Below are 12,037 nucleotides of genomic sequence, written 5' to 3'. Positions count from 1 at the left end.
GTTGCGGGTGGCGGGTAAATATTGCGTATTCACGAGATTCGATTGCCGACATTATGATTTTTTTGACTTTACCCAGCTTGGCTTCTGCATCTTTGATCTTCATGCCCGGATGTACCCCCGAAGCCGTGTGACAGGCGGGAGAGTAGGTCTCCAAAGAATCAATTTTTTTATGGAGTTTTATAGGCGCATCAGGATCGTCGTCTCCATCTTGATGGGTGATAACCATGACGTCTTTAGACAGTGTAATGGCAACATACGCCACACCTTCGGGATCGCTTTCTCTCTCCATTTTCGCCTTCGGGAATTTATGTTTTACCTGCTTTAAGTTCTGCCCTAATTTAATTCCTGCGATGCTATCTTTTTGAATCAAACATTCGGCAGCGGCCGGCATGGCAAGACCCAAAATCAACGCGCTCATGATCCCGATTTTGTGCAACATGGTTACTTTCCTATTTAATAAAAATAGGATATTAACATATCAATATATTTATATGGCAAGGATATCGTTTCAGACGACCTATTACTATAGTGGATTAACTTTAAATCAGGACAAGGCGATGAAACCGCAAGACAGTACAGACAGTACAGAAACCGATTCACTTGGTGCTTCAGCACCTTAGAGAATGTCTCTTTGAGCCAAGGCGAGGCAACGCCGTACTGGTTTAAAGTTAATCCACTATATTTTTCCAACATCAAATCTTTTTGCTAAAAAAGGTCGTCTGAAATCAAGGCATTCCCCATTTCAGACGACCTTTTTATCTTATCGATGGCAATGCCAAATCAACTTTCCGTCTTCGAATCCGGTAGCAAGAAGTTCAATACGATTGCCAAAATGGCGCACAAACCGACGCCGGCAAAACTCAACGTACCGACATGAACCGCCATGCCTCCGACGCCAACCGTCAGAACCGAGCTAACAATCACCAGATTTTTCGGCTGCATCAAATCCACTTTTGCATCTACCAGCGTTTTAATGCCCAAAGAAGCAATCGTGCCGAACAAAAGCAGCATGATACCACCCATTATGGGCAGAGGGATGGAAGCGAGGAAAGCATTGAATTTGCCGAAAAACGCCATAGCGATAGCGAAAATCGCCGCCCAAGTCATAATGACCGGATTGCTGTTTTTCGTAATCATCACCGCGCCCGTTACCTCGCCATAAGTCGTTACCGGCGGACCACCGATCAAACCCGCCACGCATACGCCCAAGCCATCGCCCGCCAGCGTTTTATCCAAGCCCGGGTCTTTGGTGTAGTTGTGGCCCGTTACATTGCCGATGGCCATGATGCCGCCGATGTGTTCGATAGCGGGCGCGATGGCGACGGGCAGCATAAACAGCGCTGCCTGCCAGTTGACTTGCGGCGTTTCAAAATGCGGTACGGCAAACCACGGCGCAGCCGCGATGGCGGCGGTGTCTACCAAGCCCATCACCAAAGCCAAAATATAGCCCGCAGCCACGCCGATTAAAATCGGAACCAGTTTCATCATACGGGTGCCGAAAACCGACACAACCACCGTAACGGCAAACGTAAAGCCCGACAAAATCAGCGCATCCGCATAGTCTATTACTTGCTTTCCGCCGGATTTGCCCATTGCCATTTCACTTGCGGCTGCGGCGACAGACAAGCCGATGACCATAATCACAGGCCCGATAACCACAGGCGGCAGCAGCCGGTTGACCGTAGCCAGCCCGCGCCATTTAATCAGCGCGGCAAACACAAAATACATAAAACCCGCCGCAAACAGCCCGAACATGGTCGAGGGCAGGCCCCATGTTTTAATGGAGTAGATAATCGGCGCAATAAAGGCAAAAGAAGAGCCGAGGAAAATCGGCACTTTACGTTTGGTGACTATTTGAAAGAGCAGCGTACCGATACCCGCCCCCAAAAGTGCCAAAGAAGGATTCAGTCCGGTCAATAGCGGAACAAGCACCATCGCACCGAACGCCACAAACAAAATCTGCGCGCCGGAAACCGCCAATTTAAGCTGGTTCATCAAAAAGCCTCGTCAAATCAATTCAAACGGCGGGAATTATACAGTTTCACCCCATAAATGAACATTAATTTACAAACAACCCATTAAAATACCAAGCCCCTGAAAACAAAACTGAACCGCCCTACTCCTAACCTGCCAAATCTTCATCTGAATTACCCAAATGAAAACAATACAAATAAAGTCAGGTTTATATCCAAGCTACAATTGACACCCGAGGTCGTCTGAAACGCTTTTTCAGACGACCTTGGTTCTCATTATTAAACAATTATAGTGGATTAAAATTGCAATGATACGGCGTTGCCAACGCCCTTATGTACTACCCGTACACGGCGGGCGTTGCCGCCTTGTCTCATTTTTATTTTAATCCACTATATCTATATAATGCCTGCCTGATACGTCCTTTCAGACGACCTCCTACATTATTTCAGAAAGCCAAAATATGAATACCAAACAAAAAGTCATCGCCATAGACGGACCCAGTGCATCGGGGAAAGGCACAGTCGCTTCCCGCGTCGCTCAGGCTTTGGGGTTCGATTATCTGGACTCCGGCGCGTTATACCGCCTGACCGCGCTGTATGCGAAGAAACGGGATGTGGAATGGAACGATGAAGAGGCGGTTGCCGCGCTGGCAGAAAATCTGCCCGCCCGCTTTGAAGGCACTCAGGTCTTTTTGGATGATGAAGACGTTTCGGGACAAATCCGCAGCGAAGCCATCGGCATGGGCGCTTCTGCAGTGGCGCAGTTGCCGAAAGTGCGTGCCGCGCTTTTGCAGCGGCAGCGTGATTTTCTGACGGGAAAAGGTTTAGTTGCCGACGGGCGCGATATGGGTTCGGTTGTATTCCCCGATGCGGCATTAAAGGTTTTCCTGACCGCAGGTGCGAAAATACGGGCGGAACGCCGCGCCAAACAAATCGGCATTCCATGCGAAGGCTTGGAATTTGAACGGATTTTGTCGGACATCGAAGCACGCGACGAAGCGGACCGCCGCCGCAGTGTCGCGCCCTTAAAGCAGCTTCCCGATGCGGAGCTTTTGGATACGGGCGGGCTGAGTATCGAAGAAGCTGTAAAAAAAGTGCTTGATTGGTATCGTAAAGTTTGAAATTTAGGGTATAATCCCTGCGTTTTGTTTCAGACGACCTTTGGAGCATCCGAAGGTCGTCTGAAATATTTATTTTCAAAGCCTGCCGTGCCAAGGGCGGCAGGCATCCTCCAACCTACCCCGCACCCCTTGGCGGTGTACCGAAAAGAGTATATATGACTATGGAAAATTTTGCCCAGTTGCTTGAAGAAAGCTTTACCCTGCAAGAAATGAACCCGGGTGAGGTGATTACTGCCGAAGTCGTGGCAATCGATCAAAACTTCGTTACCGTTAATGCAGGTCTGAAATCAGAATCTCTGATTGACGTTGCTGAATTCAAAAACGCTCAGGGCGAGATTGAAGTTAAAGTTGGCGATTTCGTTACCGTTACCATCGAATCCGTTGAAAACGGCTTCGGTGAAACCAAACTGTCCCGCGAAAAAGCCAAACGTGCTGCCGACTGGATCGCTTTGGAAGAAGCGATGGAAAACGGCGACATCCTGTCCGGCGTTATCAATGGCAAAGTCAAAGGCGGCCTGACCGTTATGATCAACAGCATCCGCGCATTCCTGCCGGGTTCTTTGGTTGACGTACGTCCCGTTAAAGACACTTCCCACTTTGAAGGCAAAGAAATCGAATTCAAAGTCATCAAACTGGACAAAAAACGCAACAACGTCGTAGTTTCCCGCCGCGCTGTTCTGGAAGCTACTTTGGGTGAAGAGCGCAAAGCCCTGCTGGAAAACCTGCAAGAAGGCTCTATCATCAAAGGTATCGTTAAAAATATCACCGACTACGGTGCATTCGTTGACTTGGGCGGCATTGACGGACTGTTGCACATCACCGACCTGGCATGGCGCCGTGTGAAACACCCGAGCGAAGTTCTGGAAGTCGGTCAAGAAGTTGAAGCCAAAGTCCTGAAATTCGACCAAGACAAACAACGCGTTTCTCTGGGTATGAAACAACTGGGCGAAGATCCTTGGAGCGGTCTGACCCGTCGTTACCCACAAGGTACCCGCCTGTTCGGTAAAGTATCCAACCTGACCGACTACGGTGCGTTCGTTGAAATCGAACAAGGTATCGAAGGTTTGGTACACGTTTCCGAAATGGACTGGACCAACAAAAACGTACACCCAAGCAAAGTCGTACAATTGGGCGACGAAGTCGAAGTCATGATTCTGGAAATCGACGAAGACCGCCGCCGTATCTCTTTGGGCATGAAACAATGTCAAGCCAATCCTTGGGAAGAATTTGCCGCCAACCACAACAAAGGCGACAAAATCTCCGGTGCGGTTAAATCCATCACTGACTTCGGCGTATTCGTAGGTCTGCCTGGCGGTATCGACGGTCTGGTTCACCTGTCTGACCTGTCTTGGACTGAAGCCGGCGAAGAAGCTGTACGCAAATACAAAAAAGGCGAAGAAGTTGAAGCCGTTGTATTGGCAATCGACGTTGACAAAGAGCGCATCTCTTTGGGCATCAAACAGCTGGAAGGCGATCCTTTCGGTAACTTCATCAGCGTAAACGACAAAGGTTCTTTGGTTAAAGGTTCTGTGAAATCTGTTGACGCCAAAGGTGCCGTTGTTGCCCTGTCTGACGAAGTGGAAGGATACCTGCCTGCTTCCGAATTCGCAGCCGACCGCGTTGAAGACCTGACCACCAAACTGAAAGAAGGTGACGAGGTTGAAGCCGTTATCGTAACCGTCGACCGCAAAAACCGCAGCATCCGCCTGTCTGTTAAAGCCAAAGACGCTAAAGAAAACCGCGAAGCCCTGAATTCAGTCAACGCTGCTGCAACCGCCAGCGCAGGTACTACCAGCCTCGGCGACTTGCTGAAAGCCAAACTGTCCGGCGACCAAGAATAAGGTTGCAGACATGACGAAGTCTGAATTAATGGTTCGTTTGGCAGAAGTTTTTGCCGAGAAAAACGGTAACCAATTGCTGGCAAAAGACGTCGAATACAGCGTAAAGGTTTTGGTTGATACCATGACCCGCTCGCTGGCTCGCGGTCAGCGTATTGAAATCCGTGGCTTCGGCAGCTTCGATTTGAACCATCGCCCGGCCCGTATCGGCCGCAACCCCAAAACCGGCGAACGTGTGGAAGTGCCTGAAAAACACGTCCCTCACTTCAAGCCCGGTAAGGAATTGCGTGAACGTGTGGACTTGGCCTTACAAGAAAATGCCAACTAAACCTGAGTAAACGAACGCCGCAGAAATGCGGCGTTTTTGTTGTCTGAAAATATGGTTTTCTATTGTTTTCGTAATTTGGGTGGAATTTGTAATGGAAAATTCATAGGGTCGTCTGAAATCATCTATAATACGTTTCTTTTAATGATTGCTCGTTGATAAAACACTATAGTGGCTTAACTAAATCAGGACAAGGCGACGAAGCCGCAGACAGTACAGATAGTACGGAACCTGCTTCAGCACCTTAGAGAATGTCTCTTTGAGCCAAGGCGAGGCAACGCCGTACTGGTTTAAAGTTAATCCACTATAATTGTCAAACCCAAAAACATAATAAAGGTCAGATATGAGTGATAGAGGTCAACTGTTTGTCGCCCCTCCGTTTGAAAACCACAGCCCGCTGACTTGGTATCAGGCGGCAGCTGAACAACCGAATTTCATCCGCGATGAAGCACAGGCGCGGGCGATTGAATATTTGGATCGTTTGTGGACGGAACTGATGATGTTCAAACGCAAACGCAATCGTTTCCTAGGGCGCAGCCTGCGCTCTCCCCAAGTACCGAAAGGTCTGTATTTTTATGGCGGCGTGGGTCGTGGTAAAAGTTTCTTGATGGATGCTTTTTTCGGCTGTTTGCCATACCGCCGCAAACGCCGTGTCCACTTTCATGCTTTTATGGCGGAAATCCATAAGCGTTTGAAAGACTTGAAAAGCGAAGCCAACCCTTTAAAAGCAGTTGCTGCCGAGATTGCCAAAGAGACCCGCGTATTGTGTTTTGACGAATTTCACGTCAGTGATATTGCAGATGCGATGATTCTGGGTCGCCTGCTGGAAAACTTGTTGAGCGAAGGTGTGGTTTTGGTGGCAACTTCCAACTATGCCCCGTCCGAGCTTTATCCCCAAGGTCAAAACAGAAGCAGTTTTCTGCCGACCATTGCGCTGATTGAATCCAGCCTGACCGTCTTAAATGTTGATGGGGGAGAAGACTACCGCCTGCGCACTTTACGTCCTGCCGAGATTTTCTTCGTTCCCAACAATGAAGAAAACGAGCAGAAATTGGCTGATTTGTTTAAAGAAATGGCGGGAATTTCCGAACTGAATCCCGGTGTCAGCGTAATACACGGACGTGAAATTCCGCACAAAGCCCAATCCGACCGTGCCATTTGGTTCGATTTCCGCGCTTTATGCTTTGGTCCGCGTTCGCAAGCGGATTACCTCTATTTGGCCGAACATTATGAAATGGTGTTCGTATCAGGATTGGAACGCCTGACGCCGCAGGAAAAAGCCGAAGCGCGCCGCCTTACTTGGCTGATTGACGTATTGTACGATTTCCGAGTAAAACTCTGTGCCACCAGCGCGGTAGGCGTAAACGATATTTATGTCGAAGGCGATTTCGCCGAAGAATTTACCCGTACTGCCAGCCGTATGGTGGAAATGCAATCGGAAGTTTATTTGGAGCAACCGCATCTGACGTTGAAAAAATAAGATTCAGGAGAAGAAAAAAGAGCGGCTTTTCCCAAAGTATACTGAAATTTGATAAAATAGCAGTTCATTTTCCCCAACCTCAGACTATTGTACAATGCAATAAAAACAAGGACATAATATGGCTGTTGAGCGCACGATCTCCATCGTTAAACCCGATGCTGTAGGTAAAAATGTAATCGGCAAAATTTACAGCCGTTTTGAAGAAAACGGACTGCGTATTGTCGCCGCCAAAATGAAGCACCTCAGTGTGCGCGAAGCCCAAGAGTTTTATGCTGTCCATAAAGAGCGTCCTTTTTACGACAGCTTGGTTGCCTTTATGACCAGCGGTCCTGTCATGATTCAGGTGTTGGAAGGTGAAAATGCCGTTGCAAAAAACCGTGAGCTGATGGGCGCAACCAACCCTGCGGAAGCCGCTCCCGGTACGATACGTGCGGATTTTGCCGAATCACTCAGCGTAAACGCCGTACATGGCTCTGACAGCCTGGAAAATGCAGCAATCGAGATTGCCTACTTCTTCAGCCAAAGCGAAATCTGCCCGCGTTAACGATAGATACCGTTCGAACGTCTGACCGGTTCGGGCGTTTGGACGGTTTTGTCGATATTGTTTGTCTCAATTTGTTTTCAGACGACCTTTCTCAAATGGGGGTCGTCTGAAAATATGATAGAAGGAGCTTGGAAATAAAAGCTGTTTACTCAACAAGATTCAGGACATGTTCAAACCCACTATACAACGTCCTAATCTGCCGGATTTGCAAGATTTATCACGACAGCCTTTATTAAAAGCTTTACCAAGAAATAAACCACATGAAAACCAATCTGCTGAATTACGATTTAAACGGACTGACCCATCATTTTGCCGAGATGGGTGAAAAACCGTTCCGCGCCAAACAAGTCATGCGCTGGATCCACCAAGCCGGTGCGCAAAGTTTCGATGAAATGACCGATTTGGCAAAATCCCTGCGCCTGAAACTCAACGAACAGGCAAGCGTGGATGTACCCAAACTGATGATGGCGCAAGAATCCGCCGATGGGACGCGCAAATGGCTGTTGGATGTAGGAACGGGCAACGGCGTGGAAACGGTGTTTATTCCCGAAGCAGAACGCGGTACGTTATGTATTTCCTCTCAAGTCGGCTGCGCATTGGAATGCACCTTCTGTTCTACCGGCCGCCAAGGTTTCAACCGTAATCTGACCGCTGCCGAAATCATTGGGCAACTGTGGTGGGCAAATAAAGCAATGGGCGTTACGCCGAAAAACGAACGCGTGATTTCCAATGTAGTCATGATGGGCATGGGCGAGCCGATGGCGAACTTTGATAATGTCGTTACTGCGCTGAGCATCATGCTGGACGATCATGGCTACGGCCTAAGCCGCCGCCGCGTTACCGTTTCCACATCAGGCATGGTGCCGCAAATGGACAGGCTGCGCGATGCGATGCCGGTTGCGCTAGCAGTATCCCTTCATGCTTCCAACGACGAAGTGCGCGATCAAATCGTTCCGCTGAATAAAAAATATCCGTTGAAAGAGTTGATGGCGGCATGCCAACGTTATTTGGTCAAAGCACCAAGAGATTTCATTACTTTTGAATACGTTATGTTGGACGGAATCAATGATAAAGCGCAACATGCGCGCGAACTGATTGAGCTGGTAAAAGACGTACCGTGCAAATTCAATCTGATCCCGTTCAATCCTTTCCCCAATTCCGGCTACGAACGATCTACCAATGAAAATATCCGCGTTTTCCGCGATATTTTGCAGCAGGCAGGATTCGTGGTAACCGTCCGCAAAACGCGTGGCGACGATATTGACGCAGCTTGCGGTCAATTGGCAGGACAAGTACAAGATAAAACACGCCGCCAACAAAAATGGCAGCAGATTTTGGTTGAACAACAGAGCTGATTATGAAACTGAACATTTGGCAACCCATTATTTTAACTTTAGTTTTGGGCGCATGCGCCGGCCCGAAAGGTCCAAGCAGAGCGGAACGTGCGACACAGGTCGCCAATATCAAAACCCAGTTGGCTATCGAATACATGCGCGGGGGCGATTACCGTCAAGCAACGGTAAGCATTGAAGAGGCATTGAAAGCAGACAGCAGCAATGAAGATGCATGGCTGGTTCGCGCGCAAATCTATCAATATCTCAAAGTGCGCGAAAAGGCGCAGGAAAGCTTCCAAAAAGCCCTATCTTTGAAACCTGACAATGCGGAAATCAACAATAACTACGGCTGGTTCTTGTGTAGCGAGATGAATAATCCCGCCCAGTCCATCAGTTATTTTGACAAAGCCCTGGCCGATCCGACTTATCCTTCTCCGTTTATCGCCAACCTCAACAAGGGCATTTGCAGCGCGAAGATGGGCCAATATTCGCTGGCAGAAGCTTATCTTGAACGCTCTTTGGCTGCGCAACCTCAATTCCCGCCTGCGTTTAAAGAATTGGCAAGAACCAAAATGCTGGCAGGCAATTTAAACGAAGCGGACTATTATTTCCGCCAATACCAAAGCAAAGTCGATGTCTTGCAGGCAGATGATTTGCTGCTGGGTTGGAAATTGGCGACTGCTTTGGGCAATAGCCAGGCAGCCTACGAATACGAAGCCCAGTTAAGGGCAAACTTCCCCTACTCGGAACAATTACAGGCAGTAACCACAGGTAAGTAACCACATGGAAAATCAAAAGAAAAACGAATACGACATTCAAGCTGCCAAATCATTGGGTGATGAGCTGGGACAACTCAGACACAAATCAGGTTGGGATATTGATGAAGTAGCACGACGGTTGAAACTGTCTGCTGAACAAATTGAAGCGCTCGAAAAAGGAGACTATTCTTTCTTTTCAGGATTGGTCTTCGTTATGGGCTATCTGCGTTCTTATGCCCGTCTGTTGAAAATCGATGAAACAACCATTACAGGTCGTCTGAAAGCCATTTCCGCGCCGGAAGAAGACCATGTCTATCTGGTTGATCGCAAACAAAATGCCGGCTTGAACTACCAAGATGGTGAAAAAGTCGGTTTTCCCAAATGGGTTTTGGGCATGGCGGCGCTCATCCTGCTTGGCGGCGGTATTTATGTTTGGCAAAGCAAGTCCAATCATGAAAACGAACAACAAGTCGCGCAAAACAGCGATGCAGTACGCAACAGTATGCAGACGCCGGATTTGAAAAAAGAAAATGTTGCCGTTTCCAATATGGCAGAAAACGGCAAACAAGAAATATCCAATGCCGAAAAAGCAGCTTCAAGTGTCGCCGCATCCGAAGCAGCGGCATCCGAACCTGAAGTCAAAGTCGATTCAGACGAGCTTTGGATTAAAGTCCAATACCGAAGCAATCTGATTATCACCGACAAGAAAGGTACCATGATTTTCAGCCGGATCATTCCCGCAGGAAGCGAAAGGCGTTTTAAAGGCGGTGCGCCCTACAATGTCTGGATCGGTATTGCCACAGGCGCACAAGCCAATTACGGCGGGACAACCATCAATCTGGCAGAATACCGGGTTGCCGGTGAAAAATCAGCTTCCTTTGTAGCAGGAAAAAAATAAAGATGAACACACCCAAACGCCGTCAAACCCATCAAGTACAAATCGATCATCTCATCGTCGGTTCAGATGCTCCCGTTGTCGTGCAATCGATGACCAATACCGACACCGCAGATGCTAAAGCAACCGCCCTGCAAGTCAAAGAATTGAGCGATGCAGGCTCAGAAATGGTGCGCATTACCGTCAACAGCCCAGAAGCCGCCTCCAAAGTTGCCGAAATCCGCCAACGTTTGGACGACATGGGTTACACCACCCCGCTGATTGGCGACTTCCATTTCAATGGCGAACGTCTGTTGGCGGAATTTCCCGAGTGCGGCAAAGCCTTGTCCAAATACCGCATCAACCCCGGCAATGTCGGCAAAGGCGCAAAAGGCGATGAAAAATTTGCCTATATGATTCGGACTGCCGCCGAAAACGACAAAGCCGTCCGTATCGGCGTCAACTGGGGTTCGCTTGACCAAAGCCTCGCCAAGCGCATGATGGATGCCAATCTGGCGTCCTCATCGCCCAAACCTCCCGAAGAAATCATGAAAGAAGCCTTGATTATTTCGGCGTTGGAATCTGCTGAAAAAGCCGTCCGATTAGGTTTGCCTGAAAACAAAATCATCTTGTCGTGCAAGGTCAGCTCCGTTCAAGATTTGATTCAGGTTTACCGCGAACTGGGCAGCCGCTGCCAATATCCGCTCCACTTAGGCTTGACGGAAGCAGGCATGGGCAGCAAAGGCATTGTCGCTTCGACTGCCGCCTTGGCCGTACTGCTTCAAGAAGGCATCGGCGACACTATCCGCATTTCCCTGACCCCCGAACCCGGCAGCTCGCGCACGCAGGAAGTCATCGTCGGTCAGGAAATTCTACAAACCATGGGACTGCGCTCGTTTACCCCCATGGTTACCGCCTGCCCGGGCTGCGGACGCACCACCAGCACAGTCTTCCAAGAGCTTGCCCAAGACGTACAAAATTACCTTCGCCAAAAAATGACCGTATGGCGCACCCTTTACCCCGGTGTAGAATCTTTAAACGTTGCCGTCATGGGCTGCGTCGTTAACGGACCGGGCGAAAGCAAACTGGCAGACATCGGCATCAGCCTGCCCGGAACTGGCGAAACCCCTGTTGCCCCGGTTTATGTTGACGGAGAACGCAAAGTGACTTTAAAAGGCGACAACATCGCAGCCGAATTCTTAGAGATTGTCGAAGAATACGTCAAAATCAATTATTGCGAAGGCGGTGCAAAACGCAATCAAAACCGTATCATCCCGATACAGTCTGCTTGATAAACATAGATAAAAGGTCGTCTGAAAAACATTTTTCAGACGACCTTAATGATGTAACCACACTGTAAAACTTACCGGCAGCTATCAATGCGGGTAAGATTGGTCAGGTAAAATTAGAAGCGATTGTTCATCTTAAATCATTTGTTCAATAAGGAGACATCATGGAACCTTTCCCAGATGAAGAGCTTAAATCAGCAGTCGAATTAGATTTGTTATTAGATGATTTTGTTTTAGAAAAAAAGAACGATTATTTAAAAAGATTATTTGAATTTCCTAGCGGAAAATGGGTTGAAATTAAATATTTTTTTGATTCTGATTATTACGACTCAAATTATCAGAATTCACATATTTCCGTATGCTGGTTGCCGGATACTGATGGAGATTATGATAACAATCGGATAATTGTATTTTTTGATAACAACGATTTGGTATCACAAGTAATATCTTTTAATATGAAAACCTTATGATATAGTGGATTAACTTTAAACCAGTACGGCG

Annotated in this window: 12 protein-coding genes; 10 read left to right on the top strand and 2 right to left on the bottom strand. The window is 48.2% G+C overall.

Translation table 11 applies throughout. The features are described 5' to 3' along the window. Together HMPREF2726_RS03275 and HMPREF2726_RS03270 are read right to left on the bottom strand one after the other, a co-directional pair. Positions 1-439 (bottom strand): hypothetical protein (locus HMPREF2726_RS03275; protein WP_070602144.1); only part of this gene is annotated, 439 nt, incomplete at its 3' end. A 341-nt stretch (positions 440-780) separates the two neighbouring features. Further along, a complete protein-coding gene (locus tag HMPREF2726_RS03270) occupies positions 781-1,995 on the bottom strand; it encodes a uracil-xanthine permease family protein (RefSeq protein ID WP_070602142.1) in 1,215 nt (404 codons plus the stop codon). A gap of 439 nt (positions 1,996-2,434) precedes the next feature. Here HMPREF2726_RS03270 and cmk point away from each other — a divergent pair, with 439 nt between their 5' ends. The 10 genes from cmk (at position 2,435) to HMPREF2726_RS03220 (ending at position 12,006) form a co-directional block, all read left to right on the top strand. After that, complete coding sequence (cmk, locus tag HMPREF2726_RS03265) at positions 2,435-3,094, top strand: (d)CMP kinase (protein WP_070602140.1); 660 nt, start codon at positions 2,435-2,437, stop codon at positions 3,092-3,094. A gap of 155 nt (positions 3,095-3,249) precedes the next feature. Beyond that, entirely contained in the window at positions 3,250-4,935 is a 1,686-nt protein-coding gene (gene rpsA / locus HMPREF2726_RS03260; protein ID WP_003759201.1) for a 30S ribosomal protein S1, read from the top strand. Between the two features lie 10 nt (positions 4,936-4,945). Beyond that, on the top strand, positions 4,946-5,260 hold the full coding sequence (locus tag HMPREF2726_RS03255; protein WP_003744632.1) for an integration host factor subunit beta: 315 nt from the start codon (positions 4,946-4,948) through the stop codon (positions 5,258-5,260). Between the two features lie 340 nt (positions 5,261-5,600). After that, positions 5,601-6,737: a cell division protein ZapE gene (gene zapE / locus HMPREF2726_RS03250; protein ID WP_019271001.1), complete on the top strand. Its 1,137-nt coding sequence runs from the start codon at positions 5,601-5,603 to the stop codon at positions 6,735-6,737. Between the two features lie 118 nt (positions 6,738-6,855). Beyond that, positions 6,856-7,281: a nucleoside-diphosphate kinase gene (gene ndk, locus HMPREF2726_RS03245; protein ID WP_070602138.1), complete on the top strand. Its 426-nt coding sequence runs from the start codon at positions 6,856-6,858 to the stop codon at positions 7,279-7,281. A 260-nt stretch (positions 7,282-7,541) separates the two neighbouring features. Continuing rightward, complete coding sequence (gene rlmN / locus HMPREF2726_RS03240; RefSeq protein WP_049223036.1) at positions 7,542-8,636, top strand: dual-specificity RNA methyltransferase RlmN; 1,095 nt, start codon at positions 7,542-7,544, stop codon at positions 8,634-8,636. Positions 8,637-8,638: 2 nt separating this feature from the next. After that, positions 8,639-9,394 (top strand): type IV pilus biogenesis/stability protein PilW, encoded by a 756-nt coding sequence (gene pilW, locus HMPREF2726_RS03235; RefSeq protein ID WP_003759214.1) that lies wholly within the window; start codon positions 8,639-8,641, stop codon positions 9,392-9,394. 4 nt (positions 9,395-9,398) lie between these two features. Further along, positions 9,399-10,271, top strand: a complete 873-nt coding sequence (locus HMPREF2726_RS03230) for a helix-turn-helix domain-containing protein (RefSeq protein WP_070602136.1) — start codon at positions 9,399-9,401, stop codon at positions 10,269-10,271. Positions 10,272-10,273: 2 nt separating this feature from the next. After that, complete coding sequence (gene ispG / locus HMPREF2726_RS03225) at positions 10,274-11,539, top strand: flavodoxin-dependent (E)-4-hydroxy-3-methylbut-2-enyl-diphosphate synthase (protein ID WP_070602135.1); 1,266 nt, start codon at positions 10,274-10,276, stop codon at positions 11,537-11,539. A 161-nt stretch (positions 11,540-11,700) separates the two neighbouring features. After that, positions 11,701-12,006, top strand: coding sequence for a hypothetical protein (locus tag HMPREF2726_RS03220; protein WP_070602134.1), 306 nt, complete (start codon positions 11,701-11,703; stop codon positions 12,004-12,006). Positions 12,007-12,037 lie beyond the last annotated feature (31 nt).

Origin of the sequence: Neisseria sp. HMSC074B07 (genome assembly GCF_001810355.1) — a bacterium.
In the GTDB taxonomy this organism is placed as follows: domain Bacteria; phylum Pseudomonadota; class Gammaproteobacteria; order Burkholderiales; family Neisseriaceae; genus Neisseria.
Note: the sequence above shows the minus strand (reverse complement) of the source record. Positions and strands in the feature narration are given on the sequence as shown.